General features: G+C 67.9%; 17 protein-coding genes and 1 pseudogene. 10 read left to right on the forward strand and 8 right to left on the reverse strand.

What is annotated here, in order from left to right; translation table 11 throughout:
• Nucleotides 1-22 precede the first annotated feature (22 nt).
• Both RMCN_RS24275 and RMCN_RS24280 read left to right on the forward strand, forming a co-directional pair.
• A complete protein-coding gene (locus tag RMCN_RS24275) occupies nucleotides 23-1,558 on the forward strand; it encodes a GMC family oxidoreductase (protein ID WP_067394689.1) in 1,536 nt (511 codons plus the stop codon).
• Nucleotides 1,559-1,578: 20 nt separating this feature from the next.
• The gene (locus RMCN_RS24280) at nucleotides 1,579-2,052 is read left to right on the forward strand and encodes a DUF309 domain-containing protein (RefSeq protein WP_067394775.1); all 474 of its coding nucleotides are present in this window, start codon (nucleotides 1,579-1,581) and stop codon (nucleotides 2,050-2,052) included.
• On the opposite strand, the pseudogene RMCN_RS24285 reads toward RMCN_RS24280, so the two are convergent.
• The 7 genes and pseudogenes from RMCN_RS24285 to RMCN_RS24315 all read right to left on the reverse strand — a co-directional run bounded on the left by RMCN_RS24285 (nucleotide 2,049) and on the right by RMCN_RS24315 (nucleotide 11,681).
• Nucleotides 2,049-3,405: pseudogene (locus RMCN_RS24285) on the reverse strand (LLM class flavin-dependent oxidoreductase). The gene RMCN_RS24280 and the pseudogene RMCN_RS24285 overlap by 4 nt on opposite strands.
• Before the next feature lie 83 nt (nucleotides 3,406-3,488).
• Nucleotides 3,489-4,709 (reverse strand): acyl-CoA dehydrogenase family protein, encoded by a 1,221-nt coding sequence (locus RMCN_RS24290; RefSeq protein ID WP_067394692.1) that lies wholly within the window; start codon nucleotides 4,707-4,709, stop codon nucleotides 3,489-3,491.
• A 73-nt stretch (nucleotides 4,710-4,782) separates the two neighbouring features.
• A complete protein-coding gene (locus RMCN_RS24295; protein WP_067394695.1) occupies nucleotides 4,783-6,150 on the reverse strand; it encodes a wax ester/triacylglycerol synthase domain-containing protein in 1,368 nt (455 codons plus the stop codon).
• 113 nt (nucleotides 6,151-6,263) lie between these two features.
• Nucleotides 6,264-7,934, reverse strand: coding sequence for an oligopeptide ABC transporter substrate-binding protein OppA (locus RMCN_RS24300; RefSeq protein WP_067394697.1), 1,671 nt, complete (start codon nucleotides 7,932-7,934; stop codon nucleotides 6,264-6,266).
• Nucleotides 7,935-7,945: 11 nt separating this feature from the next.
• Nucleotides 7,946-9,787, reverse strand: a complete 1,842-nt coding sequence (locus tag RMCN_RS24305; RefSeq protein ID WP_067394700.1) for an oligopeptide ABC transporter ATP-binding protein OppD — start codon at nucleotides 9,785-9,787, stop codon at nucleotides 7,946-7,948.
• Nucleotides 9,784-10,707 carry an oligopeptide ABC transporter permease OppC gene (locus RMCN_RS24310; RefSeq protein ID WP_067394703.1) on the reverse strand — a complete coding sequence of 308 codons (924 nt, stop codon included), beginning with the start codon at nucleotides 10,705-10,707 and terminating at the stop codon, nucleotides 9,784-9,786. The genes RMCN_RS24305 and RMCN_RS24310 overlap by 4 nt, the downstream gene beginning before the upstream one ends.
• Nucleotides 10,704-11,681, reverse strand: coding sequence for an oligopeptide ABC transporter permease OppB (locus tag RMCN_RS24315; RefSeq protein WP_067394706.1), 978 nt, complete (start codon nucleotides 11,679-11,681; stop codon nucleotides 10,704-10,706). The genes RMCN_RS24310 and RMCN_RS24315 overlap by 4 nt, the downstream gene beginning before the upstream one ends.
• Nucleotides 11,682-11,903: 222 nt before the next feature.
• Here RMCN_RS24315 and RMCN_RS31140 point away from each other — a divergent pair, with 222 nt between their 5' ends.
• A complete protein-coding gene (locus tag RMCN_RS31140) occupies nucleotides 11,904-12,164 on the forward strand; it encodes a hypothetical protein (protein WP_165604476.1) in 261 nt (86 codons plus the stop codon).
• A 128-nt stretch (nucleotides 12,165-12,292) separates the two neighbouring features.
• The gene (locus tag RMCN_RS24325) at nucleotides 12,293-12,538 is read left to right on the forward strand and encodes a hypothetical protein (protein WP_064347061.1); all 246 of its coding nucleotides are present in this window, start codon (nucleotides 12,293-12,295) and stop codon (nucleotides 12,536-12,538) included.
• Here RMCN_RS24325 and RMCN_RS24330 read toward each other — a convergent pair.
• Nucleotides 12,535-12,840: a hypothetical protein gene (locus RMCN_RS24330; RefSeq protein WP_067394714.1), complete on the reverse strand. Its 306-nt coding sequence runs from the start codon at nucleotides 12,838-12,840 to the stop codon at nucleotides 12,535-12,537. The two genes, RMCN_RS24325 and RMCN_RS24330, sit on opposite strands and share 4 nt — an antisense overlap.
• A 182-nt stretch (nucleotides 12,841-13,022) precedes the next feature.
• Here RMCN_RS24330 and RMCN_RS24335 point away from each other — a divergent pair, with 182 nt between their 5' ends.
• From RMCN_RS24335 to RMCN_RS24360, 6 genes are all read left to right on the forward strand, one after another.
• A complete protein-coding gene (locus RMCN_RS24335; protein ID WP_064413554.1) occupies nucleotides 13,023-13,727 on the forward strand; it encodes a response regulator transcription factor in 705 nt (234 codons plus the stop codon).
• A complete protein-coding gene (locus RMCN_RS24340) occupies nucleotides 13,705-15,291 on the forward strand; it encodes a sensor histidine kinase (RefSeq protein WP_064413555.1) in 1,587 nt (528 codons plus the stop codon). Before RMCN_RS24335 ends, RMCN_RS24340 begins: the two co-directional genes overlap by 23 nt.
• Nucleotides 15,292-15,314: 23 nt before the next feature.
• The gene (locus tag RMCN_RS24345; protein ID WP_084377721.1) at nucleotides 15,315-17,171 is read left to right on the forward strand and encodes a glycosyltransferase family 39 protein; all 1,857 of its coding nucleotides are present in this window, start codon (nucleotides 15,315-15,317) and stop codon (nucleotides 17,169-17,171) included.
• 47 nt (nucleotides 17,172-17,218) lie between these two features.
• Nucleotides 17,219-18,523: a bifunctional glycosyltransferase family 2/GtrA family protein gene (locus tag RMCN_RS24350; protein ID WP_067394718.1), complete on the forward strand. Its 1,305-nt coding sequence runs from the start codon at nucleotides 17,219-17,221 to the stop codon at nucleotides 18,521-18,523.
• Entirely contained in the window at nucleotides 18,520-20,418 is a 1,899-nt protein-coding gene (locus RMCN_RS24355) for an ArnT family glycosyltransferase (RefSeq protein ID WP_067394721.1), read from the forward strand. The genes RMCN_RS24350 and RMCN_RS24355 overlap by 4 nt, the downstream gene beginning before the upstream one ends.
• 116 nt (nucleotides 20,419-20,534) lie before the next feature.
• Nucleotides 20,535-21,026, forward strand: a complete 492-nt coding sequence (locus RMCN_RS24360; protein ID WP_067394786.1) for a beta-class carbonic anhydrase — start codon at nucleotides 20,535-20,537, stop codon at nucleotides 21,024-21,026.
• Nucleotides 21,027-21,108 lie beyond the last annotated feature (82 nt).

The following is a 21,108-nucleotide window of genomic DNA, read 5'->3' on the forward strand; positions in this document are numbered from 1 at the left end:
CGGAAAATCTAGACTCCGGCGGATGGAAGCCGACTACATCGTCGTGGGAACGGGCTCGGCCGGGTCGGTGGTGGCCGCCCGGCTCAGCGACGATCCGTCCGTGCGGGTCGTCGCGCTCGAGGCCGGTCCGCATGACAAGGACAGGTTCATCCGCATCCCTGCCGGCTTCGTCAAGTTGTTCCGCGGGCCCATGGACTGGGACTACCTGACCGAACCGCAGAAGGAGCTCGACGGCCGCGAAATCTATTGGCCGCGAGGCAAGATGGTCGGCGGGTCGTCGTCGATGAACGCGATGATGTGGGTGCGCGGATTCGCTGCGGACTACGACGAGTGGGGGCAGGCCGCCGGCGAGCAGTGGGACTACGCGCACCTCGAGCCGTACCTGCGTCGCATCGAAGCCGGTCCGCTCTCCATCAGCCCGCAGCGCAGCCCGCGCAGCGCCACCGCCAAATGGCTTGCCGCCGCCGAGCAGTGCGGCTACCGCATCGAGAAGCCGAACCAGGCGGCGCCGGAGGGGTTCTGCGAGACGTTGGTGACCCAGCGCCGCGGTGCGCGGTGGAGCGCCGCCGACGCCTACCTGAAACCGGCCCTCAAGCGCGACAACCTCACGCTCGAAACGGAGGCGTTGGCGACCAGGGTGGTGTTCGACGGACACCGCGCCGTCGGCGTCGAGATCGAGCAGAACGGCGCCCGCCGCATCATCGGGGCCCGGCGCGAAGTCGTGTTGTGCGGCGGGGCGATCAACAGCCCTCAGCTGTTGATGCTGTCGGGTATCGGTGACGGCGAACGGTTGGCCGAGCACGGCATCCAAACGCTGGTCCACGCCCCGAACGTGGGCGCCAATCTCCTCGACCACTTCATCGCGGCGCTCGGCTTCGACGTTCCCGACGACAGCCTGTTCGCCGCCGAGAAGCCGCTTCAGCTGCTCAACTACCTGCTGCGACGTCGCGGCATGCTCACCTCCAACGTGGGAGAGGCCTACGGCTTCGTCCGCAGCCGCCCCGACCTCGCGCTGCCCGATCTGGAGCTGATCTTCGCTCCGGCACCGTTCTTCGAAGAGGGCATCGGCGACCCCTACGACAAGCACGCCGTCGTACTGGGCGCGATCCTGCTCAAACCGTCCAGCACCGGCACCATCGAACTGCGCTCGCCCGACCCGGCGGACAAGCCGATCATCGACCCGCGCTATCTCAGCGATCCGGGCGGCGCCGACCGCGCGGCGATGATGGCCGGCCTGCGCATCTGCGCGACGATCGCCCAGGCACCGGCGCTCGAGGGCGTCATCGGCAAGATCGCGCGACCTCTCGATTCGGCGGCCCTCGACGAGGCGACGCTGGAACGCGCGCTCGCCACGTTCTCGCACACGCTGTACCACCCGGTCGGCACGTGCCGCATGGGTCGCGACGACGCGAGCGTGGTCGATCCGCACCTGCGCGTCCGCGGTGTCGAAGGGCTGCGGGTCGCCGACGCGTCGGTGATGCCGACCATCATCCGCGGGCACACCCACGCGCCCAGCGTGCTGATCGGAGAGAAGGCCGCCGAACTGCTCCGCGCCTGAGCAGTGCCAAGATGGGTTCCATGGCCGAGCGCGACCGCGACGACGCCGGGCGTCCGCGCAACACCCGCCCCCGCGATGCGCTGGGACGGCCGCTGCCCCACGGCAGCGAGGGTGTCGCGCGGATCCCCGACGACCTCGGCCTGCCGCCGGCCGAAACCCTCGCCTACGCCCAGGAGCTCCTCGACAAGGGCATGGCGTTCCACGCGCACGAGGTGTTGGAGGCGGCGTGGAAGAACGGCCCGGACACCGAACGCACCCTCTGGCAGAGCCTGGCCCAGCTCGCGGTCGGCATCACCCACGTGCAACGCGGAAACACCAAGGGGGCGCTGGGGGTGTTGAGCCGCGCCCGAGCCGGCCTGGCCGACGTAACCTCGGTCGCCCACGGCGTCGACGTCACGGGGCTCGTCGACTATGCCGAGACGCTCATCGACAATCTCGAAGCGGGAGCGCAGATCGACGCGCAGCGATTGCGCCCGCGCCTGTCGACCGGCTAGCTCGCAGACTGCAGCCGCTGCGCCGGCCCGAAGGTGACGTCACCGAGCCCCAGGTGCTCGCGCAGCGTATCGCCCGTGTACTCGGTGCGGAACAGACCGCGTCGCTGCAGTTCGGGGACCACCGAGTCGACGAAGTCGTTGAAGGTGCCCGGAGTCTGCGCGGCCGACACCATGAACCCGTCGGCCTCGCCGGCGTTGAACGATTCCTCTATCTGGTCGGCGACCTGCTCTGCGGTACCGACGAATTGGGGCAGGAGCACACCCTGTGCGTACCACTTGCCGATGTCGCGCAGGGTCAGGTTGTCCCGGTTGGCGACCCGTCGCGCCGTGTCGAACAGGCCCTGGGTCCCGCTGACTCGGACGTCTTCGACCGGAGCGTCGAGGTCGTAGACCGAGAAGTCGTGGTCGGTGTGTACGGACAACGTGATCAGACCGGAGATCGGATCGGCCAACTCGTTGTGGAACGCCGCCTTCTTCCGCGCGATCGACTCGGTCTCCCCAATGAACGGAATGAACGCAGGGAATATCAGCACCTTGTCGGGGTCGCGGCCGAAATCCGATGCGCGCGACTTGATGTCGTCGTAGTAGGCCCGCCTGCCTTCCGGTGTGGGGTCGATCTCGAAGATGGCCTCCGCCCAACGGGCGGCGAAGTCCTTCCCCGTGTTCGACGAGCCGGCCTGGATCAGCACCGGTCTGCCCTGCGGTGAGCGCGGAACGTTCAGTGGGCCACGGGTCTTGAAGAACCGACCGTCGTGATCGACGGCACGAACCCGCGACGGGTCGGCGAACACGCCGTCCTTCTTGTCGAGCACCAGCGCGTCGGGATCCCAACTCGACCACAACTCCAGTGCGGCGCGGACGAACTCGTCGGCGCGCTCATAGCGGAACTCGTGGTCGAGATGATCGTCATGGCCGAAGTTTCGTGCCTCGCTCTGCGTCAGCGATGTGACGATGTTCCACGCCACCCGGCCGCGGGTGATGTGGTCGAGGCTGGCGAAGATGCGGGCCAGCTCGTAGGGGTGAAAGTAGGTGGCGGACTTGGTGATCGCGACACCCAGTTTCTGGGTCACCGCGCCGATGCTGGCCGCGACGATCGACGGGTCCAGCGTCGCCGTCGCCTGGGTGCCGCGGCGCAGCGGCTCGGTGATGTCGTCACCGAAGCGGATCGGCGCCGCGAGCAGATCGGCGAAGAACACGAAGTCGAACTTGCCGCGCTCGAGGATGCGACCGATGCGGTGGTAGTACTCCGGCGTGGTGAACCCCGGTGTCACTGGCGGGATGACGCCACGCCGCATGCGAATGGGTGACCTGTGAGGCGATCTGAAAACCGCCCAGGTGTAGTTGACGCGACATGGAGTACTCCTAGACGCGATTTGTGCGTGAAGACGATCGCTGGGCGATCGAAATCACGCACAAATCGCTGGGTGGGTGAGGGGTCAGAAGTAGGCGTTCGACGGTATCGGGGTGTCGTGCAGCAGGTTCTGGCCGATCACCCTGGCCTTGTAGACGACCGGGTTGTGCAACGTGATTGTGCGGATGTTGCGCCAGTGCCGGTCCAGATTGCGTTTGCGGCTGGCAGCGCTGGCCCCGCCGAGCTCGAGTAGTCGCGTGGCGGCCTCCGGCGCCACCGCGTCCAGATGCACCTTGACCTTGGCCACCTTCAGCTGAGCCTCCGCGGCGAGGTCGGCGTCGGGAACCCCGTCGACCTCCGAGGCCGTCGCGGCGCCGATGGCCGCCGCCGCATCGAGCACCGAGGCCTGGGCGATGTAGGCGGTACTGGCCAGCTCGCCGAGCAGCTTCTGGTACAGCGGATCGTCGCTGGGCCGCTCGGTCAGCGCGTGGCTGAAGCTGCGGTCACGGGACCGCAACAGCGCGACGCCGTCGTCGACGACGGACTCGAGGATGCCCGCCACGACCGCGTGGATGAACAGCTGCAGCGAGGCGTACTGGACCGTCGGCACCGGATCGGCGTCGTAGGGTGTGTCGCTGAGCACCTCGTCGGCGGCGACCGCGACATCGGTGAAGACGGTGGTGCCGGTGCCTGTGCGACGCTGACCGAAGCCGTCCCAGTCGTCGATGATGCGCACCCCCTCACGGTCGGCGGGCACCACCACGTTGGCGACCGAGTCGTGGTCGGTGGTGGCGGTCACCGTGAGGTAGTCGGAGAACAACGTCCCTGTGCTGTAGAACTTCTCGCCGTCCAACCGATAGCTGCCCTCGTTGGTGGGGTCGGGTAGCAGACGCGTCTTGAACACCAGGCTGCCGACGGCCAACGAGCCCTTCTCGCTGAACGCGTTGCCGAAGATTTTGCCGGCGGCGACCTTCTCCAACCACGCCTTCGACGTCGGCAGATCGATCGTGCGCAGTCGTTCCTCGACGAACCAGAAGTGGGTGCGGAAGATGTGCGCGACGATCGGATCGGCGTGCGCGACGTCGATGACGGCAGAAAACAGTTGCGGGACGGTGAATCCTGCACCACCTGCCTCGACCGGCAGTCGAAGGGTGCCAAAACCCGCGTGCTTGAGCGCGGCGACCGCGTCGAAGGGGTTCTCGTCGTTGAGGTCGCGGTCGCTGGCGCCTTCGGCGATGCGGGCGAGCAGCTGCGTCCACTCCGGAGTTCCCGGAAGCGCGCGTGTGGGGATATCGGCCGTTGTCATGGCGTTTGTTCTACCGACCGCCGACACCGCGAACACTGCTTTGGCTCACCGAGAGCCTAAGGCGCCGCGGTTCTCAGTCCGCCAGCGCCAGGACTTCGTCGAACCCCTCAACCATGCATGTATGGAAGAGGTCGTAGTCGGGGATCGCGCCGGTGTCGACGTTCAGGCCGAGATGACACGTGTCGGTATAGGTCAACAGCGTCACGTTGACGGCCGCGCCGATCGTCGGTCCGAATGCGTACTGGGCGCTCACGCGGGCCCCACCGAGATACACGGTGACCGGGATCCCCGGCACGTCGCTGGCGACGAAATCCACGTGGCGCAGGATGGAGCCGATGTACCAGCGCGGCATGAGGTTGAGGACCCCGGCGATTGTCTGCGTATACGGAATCGAACGCTCATGACGAACGTCGCTTGTGCGGGAGTGAATTTCACGGATCCGCTTAGCCGGGTCGGGGAGCCCCGCGGGCACATCGAACCGCATCAGCGTTATCCGATTGCCGCCCATCTCCTCTCCGTCGGTCCGCAGGTTGATCGGCATGGTCAGGTGCAGGTCGCCGATGACGATGCCGTGCGCTTCGTGGTAACGACGCAAACCGCCGGCGACCCCGGCCACGAAGGCGTCGTTGAGTGCGCAGTCACATCGGTGCGCCGCCTCGCGGAGTCCACGCAGCGAGACCTCGTGCACTCCGAGGCGACGGACCAGGCTGCGGCGCGTGATCAGTGGCGATCCGGTGCTGTTCACCGGGCGGACCGTGCGGTAGACCGACGCCGCCGTCGCCGTTGTCGCAGCCAACGCCTCGAGCGGATTGCGAATCCCTCGCTGCAGCCACTTCGGCGCCGACTTGGCCGCCATGCTCGCGGCGGCGCTGGCCAGTCCCACGTTGTAGCGCAATGCATCACGGTAAGCACCGAGCCACGAGTCGGTCGTGGGTGGGGGCGGCGGTTCGGGCCGGGGCGGGTCGGCGTTCGGATGCGGTTCGAGGTCGAACAGGATCATGCCGATCTGGATGCCGCCGACGCCGTCGGTCAAGGCGTGGTGGAATCGGCACAGCACCGCGGCCGCCCCGTTGGGCAATCCGTCGATCAGCGTGACTTCCCAGAGCGGACGAGCCCGGTCGAAGTCGGCCATCTCCGCCACGCGCGCCATCTCCAGCACGGTGTCCACGGTGCCCGGAGTCGGAGCGGTCACCCGCCGCATGTGAAAGTCGAGGTCGAAGTCGGGTGCCGGCTCCCACCGCGGAGGTGCCGGCGGCGGCGACTGTACGACTCGCTGCCGCAACATCGGCAGCATGCGGCTCATCCGGTCGAACCGGCTGCGCACCTCGGTCCAGTCGGGTGCCTGCTCGAGCAGGATCACCGTCACCACGGTCGACCGCAACCGCGGGTCACTTTCCATCGCCCAGGTGAAGGCGTCTGTATTGCGCATGAATGCAGTCATCGTCGGCTCCCGCACCCACGCTACGACGGCATGTGAGCTGGGCGAAGCTCCTGCTCCCACGAAAGGACCGAAGCCCCCGGAGGTGTCGACGAAGGTCCTCAGACCTGAGGGTCTTACGGCTTCATGAAGCCGATCTTGGTGTAGTCGGCGTCGGCCAGGCCGAACGCACCGAAGTTGGCCAGATTGCTTCGCACCGCGACGTTTCCGGGCGACTGGGTCAACGGCAGGCTGAACACCTCGTTGAACAACATCTTGTCCAGCTCGTTGGCCAGCACACGGGCTTTGGCCGGATCGAGTTCACCGACGGTCTGCTCGATCTTCGCGTCGATCTCCGGGGTGCCGATCTGCCCGAAGTTGCTCTCGGCTCCGGTGCGGTAGATCTGTGTCAGGCTCGCGAGCGGGAAAGCATCACCGCTCCAGGAGAATTGGGCGATGTCGAAGTTGCCGACGGTGACGTAGTCGGTGAAGAAGCCGGCGGCCGGGCGGACGTCCAGCTCCAGTTTCACGCCGATCTGGGCGAGGTTGTTCTGCGCGATCTGCCCGTATTGCCGGGTGCTGAGGGAGTCGAACAGCACGTCGCGGATCACGAGTTGGCGGCCGTCCTTCTCGCGGAACTGGCCGACCTGCCGCCAACCGAGCGCGTCGAGTTCCTGCTTGGCCTTCTCCGGGTCGAAGGCGAGCGCGCCGCTGTTGTCCCGGTAACCCTCTTGGCCCGCGACGAAGATGTGGTTGTTCAGCGGTGCGGGGTTGTCGGCGAGCCCGCGCTGAGTGACTTCGGCGATGGTCTTGCGGTCGATGCCCTTGGCGATGGCGCGTCGCAGCGCGGGGTCGGCCAGGATCGAACCCGGGGAGCCGTTGAACGTGAAGTGATACCAGGCCAGACCGGGCGCCCGCCGGATGGTCACCCCCTGCGTGCGTCGCGCGATCTCCATCTCGTCGAGCGTCGCCAGCCCGGTGGCGTCGATGGTGTTGTTCTGCAGCGCGGGGATACGCGCGGCGTCGTCGAGGACCAGGAAGGTGATGCTGTCCAGCAGCGGCTGCTCACCCCACCATTTGGGGTTGCGGGTCAACGTGATTCGCTTGGCGCCACGATCGAGGTTGGAGACCATGAACGGTCCCGCCGACGGGCCGGGGCCGTTGAGCTGTCCCCTGTTGAAGACCTCCGGATCCTCCGTCGAGCTCTTGGGCAGCAGCATGCTGGTGCCCGCGAACATGCCGCGCCAGTCCGACCACGGCTTGGCGAAGGTGACGACGGCCTGGCGGTCGTCGACGCCCCGCTCGACTTTCTCGACCCGGTCGCTGCCGTTGGTCGCCGCGATCGCGAACCGGTCGTCCTTGCCGCTGGTCGCGTTGATCTGCGACCGGATGTCCTCCCAGGTGATCGGTGCGCCGTCGCTCCACACCGCCTCCGGGTTGATCGTGTACGTGACGACCTGCGGGTCGGTGCTCGTCAGCTCTACATCGGTGAAGTAGTCGGTGTTGACGGTGGCCGAGCCGTCGGGACCGATCCGGAACGCGCGCGGCATCGTAGGTTTGAGGACCGAGTTGTTGTCCCCGGTGTTGCCGTCGATGTGCAGCGGGTTGAAGTTCGGCGAGAAGTCGTTGAGCGCCAGCCGGAGGTTGCCGCCTTGCTGCAGGTTGGCGACGTCCTGCGGGTTGACGTCGTTGGTGCTTCCCACCGTCGCCTCGCCGCCGGCGGAGGGGGCCTCCTCGGATCCGCCGGAGCAGGCGGTCAGGGTGAGCGCGGCGATCATGGACACCGCAGCGAAGCGTCGGATATTCATGCGCTCCGACTTTAGCGGCGATTCACCTGCGGTTGCGGAACCGCGGCCAGCAACCGGCGGGTGTAGTCGTGCTGCGGGTCGGTGAACACCTGGTCACCGTCGCCCTGTTCGACGACGGTGCCCTTGTACATCACCGCCACCCGGTGGGCGAGGTGCCGCACCACCGAGAGGTCGTGCGAGACGAACAGATAGGAGAGCCCGAACCGCTGCTGCAGATCGAGCAGCAGGTTGATGATGCCGGCCTGGATGGAGACGTCCAGGGCCGACACCGGCTCGTCGAGCGCGAGGATCTTCGGCTGTAGCGCGAGCGCGCGCGCAATGCCGATGCGCTGCTTCTGCCCTCCGGAGAACTCGGCGGGATAGCGGGTGGCGTCTTCGCGGCGCAGTCCGACGATGCCGAGCAGCTCGCCGACCCGTTCGTCGCGTTGCCGCCTGTCGAAGCCATTGGCCTGCAACGGTTCAGCGAGGACTTCGAAGACCGGCAGGCGGGGGTCCAGGGAGGCCACCGGGTCCTGGAACACCACCTGCAGGTCTCCTCGCAGCTCTCGGCGGGCGCGCCGGTCCAGCGTGGCCACATCCTTGCCGAGCACCTCGATGGAGCCGCCTTCCGGGGCGGTCAGCTGCAGGATCTGGTGCAGCGTCGTCGACTTGCCCGACCCGGACTCTCCGACGATGCCCAACGTGCGGCCCTGATGCAGTTCGAAGCTGATGCCGTCGACGGCGCGCACCTCACCGACCTGGCGGCGGAACACCACACCCTTGGTCAGTTTGTAGGTCTTGACCAGATCGTCGACGCGCAGCACCACCGGGGGTTCTGCCGTAGACGGCGCGTCGGGCGCGGCCGTCGATACGCCGTAGATCTCGGCGGCGCTGCGGCCGACGACGTGCTCGGTGCGGATGCACGCGGCCGAATGGCCCGACCCGGAATCCATGGGCAGCAGCTCGGGCTCGGCGGCGCGGCAATCGTCGATGGCAAGCGGACAGCGCGGCGCGAAGGGGCACCCGGGCGGCAACGCGGCCATCGACGGCGGTGCCCCCGGGATGGGGATCAGGCGCGCGCCCTGGGCGGCGTCGAGGCGGGGAACGGAGCCCAGCAGACCCACGGTGTAGGGCATGCGCCGATCGCGGTAGAGCCGATCGACGCCGGCCACCTCGACCGCACGCCCCGCATACATCACCAGCGCGCGGTCGGCGAACTCGGCGACCACCCCGAGGTCGTGGGTGATGATCAGGACGCCGGCGCCGGTCACGTCGCGAGCGGTCTTGAGCACCTCGAGGATCTGCGCCTGCACGGTGACGTCCAGGGCGGTCGTCGGCTCGTCGCAGATGATCAGGTCGGGATCGTTGGCGATGGCGATCGCGATCACGACCCGTTGGCGTTCACCACCGGAGAGTTCGTGCGGAAACGACTTGGCCCGCCGGTCGGGTTGGGCGATGCCGACCAGTTCGAGCAGTTCGACCGCGCGCTTCCTGGCGGCTTGTCGGCCGACGCCGCGCTGGTGGATCTCGATGGCTTCGGCGATCTGGTCGCCGACGGTGTAGACGGGGGTGAGCGCCGACATCGGGTCCTGGAACACGGTACCGATGGCCTTGCCGCGGATCGCCGACATCCGCTGATCGGACAGCCCGATCAGCTGGTCGCCGTGCAGCCGGATCGAACCCGACACCTCGGCGTACTCGGGGAGCAGGCCGACGACGGCCATCGCGCTGGCCGATTTACCCGCCCCGGATTCGCCGACCAGCGCCACGACCTCGCCCTTGCCGACGTCGAAGTTCATGCCGCGCACCGCTTTCACCGGTACCGAGTCCGTGGGGAACTCGACGGCGAGGTCACGGACCTCGAGCAGGCTCATCGCTTGCGCCCCCGGAGCTGACGGGCACTCGGATCGAGCGCGTCGCGCAAGCCGTCGCCGACGAGGTTGGCGCACAGAATGATCAGCACCAGCACACCGCCGGGGAACAGGAACAGCCACGGGAACGTCGTCGCCGACTTCGTGCCGTCGGCGATCAGCGTTCCGAGCGACACATCGGGTGGCTGGATGCCGAAACCCAGGAAGCTCAGCCCTGTTTCGGCCAGCACCGCGACGCCGACGTTGAGCGCCGTGTCGATGATGATGATCGACGCGACGTTGGGCAGGATGTGGCGGATGATGATCCGCCAGTTGCTGACGCCCATATAGCGTGCGGCCGCGACGAATTCGCGGTCGCGCAGGCTCATCGTCATGCCGCGGACGATCCGGGAGCTGATCATCCAGCTGAACAACGACAGCAGCACGATCATCCAGAGAATGTCGCCTTTGGTGCGCTGCACGACGATCGAGATCAGCAGGAAGCTCGGCACCACCAGCATCAGGTCGACCAGCCACATCAGGGCCGGGTCTCGCCAGTCGGCGAAGTACCCCGAGATCGTGCCCACGGTCGCCGCGATGATCGTCGAGATGAACGCGACGCAGACACCGATCAGCATCGACTTCTGCATGCCCCGCAGCGTCTGGGCGAACAGGTCCTGTCCCAGCGCGTTGGTGCCGAACCAGTGGTCGGGGCTGGGCGGCTGCTGCAGCGCGAAGTAGTCGAGATCGTTGTAGCTGTAGGGCAACAGGGGAGGCAACGCGTAGCACCCGACGAACAGCACCAGCAGCAGCACCAGGGAGATGACAGCCGGCTTGTTGCGCAGGAAGCGGCGGAACACCAGCGACCGTCGCGACGCGAAACCGGCTGTGTCGAGACCGGACTGCGCGGTGGTCGAGGTTTCGCTCGTGGCCGGTTCGGTCATGACACCCGCACCCTCGGATCGAGCGCGGCGTAGACCACGTCGGACAGCAAGCCGGCCAACAGGATCATCGCCGCCGACAGCACGGTGATCGCCGCGACGATGTTGATGTCCTGGTTTCCGATGCCGGTGACGATCCATTCCCCGACGCCGTACCAGCCGAAGATCTTCTCGGTGAACACCGCGCCGGTCACCAATCCCGCGACGCTGTAGGCGAACAGCGTCGCCATCGGGATCAGCGCGGTGCGCAGGCCGTGTTTGACCAGCGCGCGCCGCCGCGTCAGGCCCTTGGCCCGCGCGGTGCGGATGAAGTCCTGCCCGAGGACGTCGAGCATCGCGTTGCGCTGGTAGCGGCTGTAGATCGCGATCGAGGAGATGGCCAGCGTCATGCTGGGCAACACCAGGTGCTGCAACCGGTCGACGAACTGATTCCACGCCCCCTCGATGGGGAATGGCGAAGTCTCGCCGGTGTATTCGAAGATCCGGACCCCGAACACGTTGTTCACTCCCAGCGCGGCCAGGATGAAGAGGTTGGCCAGCACGAACGTCGGCGTGCTGATCACCAGAAGGGACAGCACGGTCACGACGCGGTCGCTGAGCCGGTACTGCCTGATGGCGCCCCACGCCCCGGCGGCCACACCGATCACGGTCCCGACGACCGAGCCGATCACCAACAGGCGGAGGCTGACGCCCACCCGTCGCCACAGCTCGTCGGTCACCGGCTGCCCGCCGATCGTCACCCCGAAGTCGCCGCGGATGGCGCCGGACGCCCAGTGGACGTACTGCTCGAGCACCGGCTTGTCGAGTCCGAGTTCGGCGCGCTTGGCGTCGATGACGGCCTGCGGCGGACGCGGGTTGCGGCTCTCCAAACTGTCGAGGGGGTCGAACTGCCACGACGCGAGCAGGAAAACCAGGAACGACGCCAGTGCCAGCAACACCAGGTAGTTGAGCAGTCGGCGCGCCAGGAACCGCGTCATGCGGGGGGTCTGTCGGTCGGCTGCATGCGCTCAGGTTAGGAGATGACGGCCCTGATGGCCGTGATGCGGGCCGTCGCAGCGCGCCGAGCTGGCCGTTTTGGCGAACTCTCACCGCGGTCGCAGCGGGTGTCCAGCAACCGCTGGTTCAGTCGGGGGGCATCTGCGATTTCACCGGTGGCCGCGCCGACGGGGCGACTGGGCAACCACGAACGGAGAACTCAGATGACACGTCGCGGTATGCGACCCGGTGCCGGAATGCGGGCAGTCGCGGCGGTGATCGGCGGCTGTGCACTCGTGGCCATGGCCGCGCTCGGGTTGCTCGCAGCACATTCGACCAGCCGCCCCGCGACCGCCACACCAACCATGACGGTCGGCGCGACGAGCAGACACTCCACCCCGGCCACGGCTCCGGTCGTCGGAATCGCGAAGCCCACCATCAAGGGACCGGCGCCGTTGCCGTCGGAGGAGGAAGCCGCCAAGTAGCGCCTCCGTTCGTTTCGTCGGCCGCCCGTTCCGTTATCCACCACGCAAGGGTTCGACGACGAAGCCCTGTTTGCGCTGTTAGACGGGCCGCGACGGTGATCGCGCCCACCGGACAAACGGAGATCGAAGTGAACACGAAACAGGTGAAGTTGCTCTCGGCGGCGGTCGGGACGAGTGCGCTGCTCGCGATGGGGGCGTTCTCGGTCGCCTCCACGACGGCCGCGCAAGATGACGAACCTCCCGTGACCCCGGGGCCGGTGACGACGTCGGAGATCACCACCGGCGAGACGGTCACCGACAGCAAGGCTCCGGAAACCCCGACGACGTCGGTGGCCACGCCCCCGGTGACCGCGGAGCCCGCACCGACCGGCTAGCCAGGCCGTGTGTCCCCGGCGGCTTTCGTGCCGTCGCCGAGGATGTGACCATGCAGTCCCGCCGGATGTGCTCCGGGCATCTGCGGGAGGCAGCCGGGCAGACCGGGAGGTCCGTCGGGCGGCCCGTGAAATGCCGGCGGCCGGGAGGCCGACGTGCCGTCCGTGGCGGCGTAGATGGCCGCGCCGCCCAGACCGGCGATCACCATCGCGACGGCAAGCGCCAATACCGTTTCGCGCCGGCCCCATCGCGATGCCTGCGGGTCGGGGGCACCCCATCGGTCGTCCTGGTTGTCGATACTCACGCCTCAACACTGTCCGCGATCCATATGTGCGGGCTGTGCGTCGGCTCGGTCGTCGCTGTGCATCCATTCACAGCCGACGCATAGAAACGACACAGGAACCGCTCATGGCGGCTGCGGATAATGGGCCCGTGGCCAACTCCGTTCCCCCAGGCGTCAGCGAACAGGGATCCGGCCGCGTCGACATGCGCCGGACCGACGGCAAGCCGATTCACGTGCTGGTGGTCGACGACGAACCGGTGCTGGCCGAACTGGTGTCGATGGCGCTGCGGTACGAAGGCTGGGAGATCGCGACCGCGACCGACGGGGCGTCGGCCATCGCGTCGGCCCGCGAGACGCCGCCGGACGTCGTCGTACTCGACGTGATGCTGCCCGACATGAGCGGACTCGACGTGCTGCGCAAACTGCGTGAGGAGATACCCGGCCTGCCCCTGCTGCTCTTGACGGCCAAAGACTCGGTGGAGGACCGCATCGCCGGCCTGACCGCCGGCGGCGATGACTACGTCACCAAACCGTTCAGCATCGAGGAAGTGGTGCTGCGGCTGCGGGCGCTGCTGCGGCGCACCGGCGTGGCGAGCGAATCGGGCGGCGCGAAGATCGTGGTGGGCGATCTCGTCCTCGACGAGGACAGCCACGAGGTGACGCGCGGCGGGGAGCTGATCTCGTTGACCGCCACCGAGTTCGAGCTGCTGCGGTTCATGATGCGCAATTCGAAACGCGTGCTTTCCAAGGCGCAGATCCTCGACCGCGTATGGAGCTACGACTTCGGCGGCCGCTCGAACATCGTCGAGCTGTACGTCTCGTATCTGAGGAAGAAGATCGACAGCGGGCGCGAGCCGATGATCCACACCTTGCGCGGAGCCGGGTATGTCCTCAAGCCCGCGCGCTGACGGGCCCGTAGCCGGGCCGTCGACGCGGATCCGTTCGGCGCGGACGTGGTCGCTGCGGGCCCGCCTGCTCGCCTCGCAGGTCGTGCTACTCGCACTGGTGTGTGCGGCGGTCGGGGTCGGCACAGTCCTTGCACTGCAACACTTTCTCACCGACCAGCTGGACGAGCGTCTGCTCGAGACGGGTCGGCGCTCGGCGGGACTGTTCGAGTTCGGCCCGCCACCTCCACCGCCCGGCTTTCCGAGGCCCGGGTTCCGCGAACGCATGATCTTCCGGCAGGACTCCGGGCCGGGACCCGCCTTCCTCAACGCGCCGGGACAGGCCGCCCGCACGCTGGGCGCTGTGATCTCGCACGGCGAACCGGTCGACGCGGGAGTCATCACCGCCGACGGGACCCGCAGCGAGATCAGTGTCGCGGCTGCACAACAACTCGCGCGGGTGGCACAGGGTTCGCCCGCGACGGTCGACCTTGACGGGCTCGGCCGCTACCGGGTGCTCGCGCTATCGGTCCATCGGCCCGGCGAGGCGATCGTGACCGGGCTTCCGCTGTCCGATGTCGATGACACGTTGCTGACCGTCGCCGTCATCTTCGGAGCGGTCGGCGCTGTCGCGCTGGTCGGGGCGACAACCGCCGGGTTCCTCATCATCCGGCGCCAACTCGCGCCGCTGGCAAGGGTTTCCGATGCGGCCCGACAGGTCGCCGACCTGGAACTCGAACGGGGTGAGGTGCGTCTGCCCACGCCGATCGTCAGAGTCGATCCAGCGGGCGCACACACCGAGATCGGTCAGCTCGGCTCGGCGCTGAACCGGATGCTCGACCGGATCGCGTCAGCGCTGTCGGCGCGCCACGCGAGTGAGACCCGTATCCGCCAGTTCGTCGCCGACGCCAGCCACGAGCTGCGCACCCCACTGGCCGCCATCCGCGGTTATACCGAGCTGGCGCAGCGCAAACGCGGCGACGTCCCCGACGACGTCGCCCACGCGATGAGCCGCGTGGAGTCCGAAACCGCGCGCATGACGCAGCTCGTCGAGGACATGCTGCTGCTGGCGCGGCTCGACACCGGACGACCGCTCGAGCGAGAGTCGGTGGACCTGTCGCGGCTGATCGTCGACGCGGTCAGCGACGCCCACATCGCCGGACCCGAACATCAATGGGCGCTGGACCTTCCGGAGGAGCCGGTGGTGGTTCCCGGCGACGAGGCACGTCTGCATCAAGTGCTGGCGAACCTGCTCGCCAACGCGCGCACCCACACTCCGCCGGGCACCTCGGTGACCACGTCGCTGACCGTGGAGGCGGACGGTCGTGCGGTGCTGACGGTGGCCGACGACGGTCCCGGGATCCCGGTCTGGTTGCAGCCCGAGATCTTCGAGAGGTTCGCCCGCGGCGATTCGTCGCGCTCCCGGCGCGAGGGCAGCACCGGCCTTGGTCTCGCGATCGTCGCGGCCGTCGTCAAGGCACACCGCGGCACCATCGATGTGCACAGCACACCCGGCGACACCCGCTTCGTGGTCACCTTCCCCGGCGATTCACAGCTCGCCCACAGCGGGGGCAATACCGGCACGTAGCCTGTGCGGCCACACTTGACCCGGTGACCGTCCTCGTGACCGTGCGTGAGCAGGCGTACGCCGTCCCGGCGCGGCGGAGACTGCGACGATTTCGCGACCGCTCGCGCCTTGGGCTGCCCATACTGTTGGCGGCGACGGCGCTGCTGTACCTCTGGAACCTGTCGGCCAGCGGGTGGGCCAATGCTTTCTATTCCGCTGCGGCGCAGGCCGGTGCGAGCGACTGGACCGCGATGCTGTTCGGGTCCAGCGATGCGGCGAACGCGATCACCGTCGACAAGACGCCCGCGGCGCTGTGGGTCATCGACATCTCGGTGCGACTGTTCGGGCTCAGTCCGGTCAGTGTGTTGGTGCCGCAGGCGCTCGAGGGAGTCGCTGCCGTGGCGGTGTTGTACGCCGCGGTCTGCCGGGTGGCCGGCCGCGGCGCGGGACTGCTCGCGGGTGCGGTTTTGGCGCTGACACCGGTGGCGGCGTTGATCTTTCGCTACAACAATCCCGACGCGCTGCTGGTGCTCCTGTTGGTGGTCGCGGCCTATTGTGTGCAACGCGCATGCGAGCAAGACGCCAGCCGGTGGTGGCTGATCGGTGCGGGCGCCGCGGTGGGATTCGGTTTCCTCGCCAAGATGCTGCAAGCGTTCCTCGTGTTGCCGGCTTTCGTCCTCGCGTACCTGGTCGGGGGCCATCGGCCGTGGCCGCGACGGTTGGCCGACCTGCTTGCCGCCACGGCGGCCGTGGTGGTCTCGGGCGGCTGGTACCTGCTGCTCGTGGAGATGTGGCCGGCGTCGTCGCGACCGTACATCGGTGGTTCGCAGCACAACAGCATCACCGAATTGACGTTGGGCTACAACGGGTTCGGACGCATCACCGGAGACGAGCCCGGAGGTCTGGGCAACCTCGACCACGATGTCGGCTGGGGCAGACTCTTCGACACCGGGATGGGCCAGGACATCGCCTGGCTGCTGCCGGCGGCGCTCGTGTGCCTGGCGGCGGGTCTCATCCTCCTCAGGCGCTGTCCGCGCACCGACCGGAAGCGCACTGCGCTGATTTTGTGGGGCGGCTGGTTGATCGTCACGGCCGCGGTGTTCAGCTTCGCCGGCGGCATCATCCACTCCTACTACACCGTGGCGCTCGCACCCGCTATCGCGGGATGCATCGGTATCGGAGCAAACCTGGTGTGGCAGAACCGTTTCGACGTCCGTGCGGCGACAGCGATGGCGGTCACGGTCGTAGTGACGGTGAGCCTCGCGGCGGTGCTGCTGTCTCGCGACACCGATTGGGTGCCGTGGATACGCGCGGCGGTCGCCGTAGGGGGAGTCGGCGCGGCCGTACTGCTGCTCGTCGCCGGCAATTTCGCTGCGCCGGCGGCACGGTGGGTGGCGCTGTTGGCGGTCACATCGTGTCTGGCCCCACCGGCCGCGTTCTCGGTGGCCACCGCCGCAACCCCGCACAGCGGTGCGATCCCCACGGTCGGTCCTTCGGGCCGTGGTTTCGCCGGTCCGCCAGGATTACTCGACGCGCCGAAGCCGGGACCCAAACTGACCGCGGCCTTGCGGGCGGACTCCGGGCGATACACGTGGGTGGCGGCGGTCGTCGGCTCGAACAACGCCGCGGGCTATCAACTGGCGGCGGGTGCCCCGGTGATGGCGGTCGGTGGGTTCAACGGCACGGATCCCGCGCCGACGCTCGAGCAGTTCCGTGTGCTGGTCGCCGAGCGGCGCATTCACTACTTCCTCGGCGGTCGCATGATGACGTTCGGTCGCCACACGGCGAGCGGTAGCCGCGATGCCGCGGACATCGCCGACTACGTCACTACCCATTACTCGCCGGTGACCATCGACGGCGTGGATGTCTACGACCTCACCCACCTGCCTAGCAACTCATAGCTCAGGCACAGGTTGGGCCAACGCGGGACACAACATGCGCCTCGACCATGAGTGCCATGACAGACATCGCCCTCGAGTGTGACACCCCCGAACGGATGCGATTCGACTCCCGGCCGAACGCCGCGACCCTGGCCCGCGAAGCCTGCGTCCCGGTTCTGGACGTCGTGATCCCGGTGTACAACGAGCAGGACGACCTAGGCCCCTCGGTGCACCGGCTGCACAGGCACCTGCGCGAGCACTTCCCGTTCCCCGCACGGATCACGATCGCTGACAACGCCAGCTGCGACGACACACCGCGGGTCGCAACCGAACTGGCCGCCGAGCTAAGCGATGTGCGGGTGGTACGGCTCGAAGAGAAGGGACGGGGTCGCGCACTGCGCGCCGTGTGGTCGGAATCGGACGCGTCGGTGCTGGCCTACATGGACGTCGACCTGTCGACCGATCTCAATGCCCTGGCCCCGTTGGTGGCGCCGCTGATCTCCGGGCACTCCGATTTGGCGATCGGGACACGCCTGAGCCGCGGTGCCCGGGTCGTGCGCGGCGCCAAGCGCGAAGTCATCTCGCGTTGCTACAACTTGATCCTGAAGTCCACTCTGGCGTCGAAGTTCTCCGACGCACAGTGCGGTTTCAAAGCGATCCGCGCCGACGTCGCGCGTCTGCTGCTGCCACATGTCGCCGACACCGGATGGTTCTTCGACACCGAACTGCTGGTGCTCGCCGAGCGCAGCGGGCTGCGCATCCACGAGGTGCCCGTCGACTGGGTGGACGACCCGGACAGCCGCGTCGACATCATCGCCACCGCCACCGCCGACCTGAGAGGAATCCGACGATTGCTGCGGGGATTCGCCAACGGCTCGATTCCGGTGTACGACATCGCCGCCCAACTCGGCTCGAGGAGATCCGCGGTCCCGGGGTCGCTGTTTCGTCAAGTCGTGCGCTTCGGCGCGGTCGGCATCGTCTCGACCGCGGCGTACGTCGTGCTGTTCATGCTCATGCAGGGCTGGCTCGGGGCGCAGGCGGCGAACCTGATCGCGCTGCTGACCACCGCCGTAGCCAACACGGCGGCCAATCGCCGGTTCACCTTCGGTATCGGAGGGTTCACGAACGTGACCCGACACCACCTCGAGGGGTTGATCGTGTTCGGGATCGCGCTCGGTATCACCAGCGGATCCCTCGCCGCGTTGCACCTGCTGGTCGCCCATCCCCACCATTTGGTGGAGTTGGCAGTGTTGGTGCTGGCCAACCTGGTGGCCACCGCGGCGCGGTTTGTGTTGCTGCGCGGTTGGGTGTTCCATCCCAACAGGGGCCGAAAGATGCGAAAGAGCGGCAACAGCAAGGAAACCCGGCGATGACGATCACGCAGACATTCCCGCGGCTGGCCTCGACGTCCGAGGTAGCGGCAGATCGGGGCGAGCCGCGCTGGACCCGCCCGGCGCTGATTGCGCTGCTGCTGGCCAGCGCGGTGCTGTACCTGTGGGGCCTCGGTGCGAACGGATGGGCCAACGACTATTACGCGGCGGCGGCCCAAGCCGGCACGCAGGACTGGAAAGCCTGGCTGTTCGGTTCGCTGGACTCGGGTAACGCCATCACGGTGGACAAGCCGCCGGCCGCGCTGTGGGTGATGGCGTTGTCCGGGAGGCTGTTCGGTTTCAGCGCGTTCACCATGCTGCTACCGCAAGCATTGATGGGCGTCGGTTCGGTCGCGGTGCTGTACGCCGCCGTGCGCAGAGCAAGTGATCCCGTCGCGGGCGTGATCGCCGCCGCCGCACTGGCGGTCACGCCCGTCGCGGCGCTGATGTTCCGCTTCAACAATCCGGACGCGCTGCTGGTGCTGCTGATGGTGGTGGCCGCCTACTGCGTGGTGCGGGCGACCGAGACCGCGAGCACTCGGTGGATGGCGTTGGCGGGCTGCGCACTCGGGTTCGCGTTCCTGACCAAGATGCTGCAGGCGTTCCTCGTCGTGCCGGGTCTGGCGCTGGCGTTTGTGATCGCCGCGCCGGTCGGGATGTGGCGGCGCATCGGCAAGCTCGCAATCGGTGCGCTCGCGATGGTGGTCTCCGCCGGGTGGTACATCGCGCTGGTCGAATTGTGGCCGGCCCGGTCACGGCCCTACATCGGCGGGTCCACCGACAACAGCCTGTTGCAGCTCGCGTTGGGATACAACGGAATCGAACGCATCGCCGGCGGCGGCGGCCCGGGTGGCCCACCGCCGGCACCCGGTCCCGGGGGACCCGGCTTCGGGCACAACCTGTTCTTCGGTGGGGAACCGGGCGTCGGGAGGATGTTCGGTGAAGCCATGGGCGCCCAGGCCTCGTGGCTGCTGCCCGCGGCGCTGATCGGGTTGCTGGCCGGACTGTGGTTCACCCGCCACAGCCCGCGAACGTCGCCCCTGCGGGCCGCGCTCGTGATGTGGGGCGGCTGGCTGCTCGTGACCGGCGCCGTATTCAGCTTCATGGATGGCATCATCCACCCCTACTACACCGTCGCGCTGGCACCGGCGGTGGCGGCGCTAGTCGGCCTAGCGGCCAGCGAATTGTGGCGCGGCAAAGAGTTTCTCGCATCGCGCATGGTGTTGGGTGTTATGTCGGCAGTCACCGGTGTGTGGGTCTTCATCCTCCTGGACAGGACACCGCAGTGGTGGCCCGCGCTGCGCTGGGTGGTGCTCGTGGTCTCCGTCGTCGCCGCGGCGATGATGGTGGTCGGGGCACACCGGCTGGGACGGGCGGCCAAGGTCCTCGCGATCACCGCAGTGGTGGCCGGCCTGGCCGGCCCGGCCGCGTACACGCTTGCCACCGTCGGCAATACCCAGGCAGGGCCCATCCCCGTCGCCGGTCCGAGCGGCGGCCACGGGCCCGGCGCGGGCTTTGACGGACCGCGCGGTGCCCACGGCCCGCCCGGCGCGGCCGACGACAACCCCGCACTCGAGAACCTCCTGCGGACCGCTGGAACGCGGTGGGCGGCCGCGACCGTCGGCTCGATGTCTGCGGGCAGCCTCGAACTGGAGACGGGGGCATCGGTGATGTCCATCGGCGGTTTCAGCGGGTCCGACAACTCGCCGACGCTCGCGCAGTTCCAGGCGTACGTCGCGCGGGGGGAGGTCCGCTACTTCATCCCGGACGGCCACGGCGGCCCACCCCGCGGACACAACGAGAGCGCCACCGCGATCGCCACGTGGGTGCAGAAGACGTTCACCCCCATTGCCGTGGGCGGAACCACGGTGTACGACCTGTACGTGCCGGTGGACTGAGGAAGATGTATCCGGCCGACGGCCGCCCTGTGCCCCTGGACGGGGCGGCCGTCCATATTTGATCGGCGTGATTTTCTTGCCGCGCGAACCACGCCGGGTTGGCTATGGTCGACGGCGTGTCCGTGACCGACGAATATCTGAAGAACAACGAGGAGTACGCGAAGACGTTCTCCGGTCCGCTGCCGCTGCCGCCGAGCAAGCACGTCGCGGTGGTGGCGTGCATGGACGCCCGTCGCGACGTCTACCGGATTCTCGGTCTGGGCGACGGCGAGGCGCACGTCATCCGCAACGCCGGCGGCGTCATCACCGACGACGAGATCCGCTCCTTGGCCATCAGCCAGCGACTGCTCGGCACCAAGGAGATCATCCTGATTCACCACACCGACTGCGGCATGCTGACCTTCACCGACGACGGGTTCAAGCAGCAGATCCAGGATGAGATCGGCATCAAACCCGAGTGGGCGGCCGAGTCGTTCATCGACTTGGAGGTGGACGTGCGGCAGTCGCTGAGGCGGATCGAGGCGAGCCCGTTCGTCACCAAGCACGAGTCGCTGCGGGGCTTCATCTTCGACGTCGCCACCGGCCGGCTGACCGAGGTCACCCTCTAACTCCCTTGCGGCGCGAGCGCCCGTGTCTGCGCACGACGCGCCGCGAAATTCCGGCACTTTGCGCGCGCTCGACGCCCGCGAG

It is taken from the genome of Mycolicibacterium novocastrense, from assembly GCF_001570485.1.
In the GTDB taxonomy this organism is placed as follows: domain Bacteria; phylum Actinomycetota; class Actinomycetes; order Mycobacteriales; family Mycobacteriaceae; genus Mycobacterium; species Mycobacterium novocastrense.

Coding starts and splice junctions, on each gene's coding strand:
- RMCN_RS24280 (WP_067394775.1), top strand. CDS start 1,579: ATGGCCGAGCGCGACCGCGACGACGCCGGGCGTCCGCGCAACACCCGC.
- RMCN_RS24355 (WP_067394721.1), top strand. CDS start 18,520: ATGACGATCACGCAGACATTCCCGCGGCTGGCCTCGACGTCCGAGGTA.
- RMCN_RS24305 (WP_067394700.1), bottom strand. CDS start 9,787: ATGAGCCTGCTCGAGGTCCGTGACCTCGCCGTCGAGTTCCCCACGGAC.
- RMCN_RS24275 (WP_067394689.1), top strand. CDS start 23: ATGGAAGCCGACTACATCGTCGTGGGAACGGGCTCGGCCGGGTCGGTG.
- RMCN_RS24315 (WP_067394706.1), bottom strand. CDS start 11,681: ATGACGCGGTTCCTGGCGCGCCGACTGCTCAACTACCTGGTGTTGCTG.
- RMCN_RS24290 (WP_067394692.1), bottom strand. CDS start 4,709: ATGACAACGGCCGATATCCCCACACGCGCGCTTCCGGGAACTCCGGAG.
- RMCN_RS24300 (WP_067394697.1), bottom strand. CDS start 7,934: ATGAATATCCGACGCTTCGCTGCGGTGTCCATGATCGCCGCGCTCACC.
- RMCN_RS24335 (WP_064413554.1), top strand. CDS start 13,023: ATGCGCCGGACCGACGGCAAGCCGATTCACGTGCTGGTGGTCGACGAC.
- RMCN_RS24310 (WP_067394703.1), bottom strand. CDS start 10,707: ATGACCGAACCGGCCACGAGCGAAACCTCGACCACCGCGCAGTCCGGT.
- RMCN_RS31140 (WP_165604476.1), top strand. CDS start 11,904: ATGACACGTCGCGGTATGCGACCCGGTGCCGGAATGCGGGCAGTCGCG.
- RMCN_RS24350 (WP_067394718.1), top strand. CDS start 17,219: ATGAGTGCCATGACAGACATCGCCCTCGAGTGTGACACCCCCGAACGG.
- RMCN_RS24295 (WP_067394695.1), bottom strand. CDS start 6,150: ATGACTGCATTCATGCGCAATACAGACGCCTTCACCTGGGCGATGGAA.
- RMCN_RS24340 (WP_064413555.1), top strand. CDS start 13,705: ATGTCCTCAAGCCCGCGCGCTGACGGGCCCGTAGCCGGGCCGTCGACG.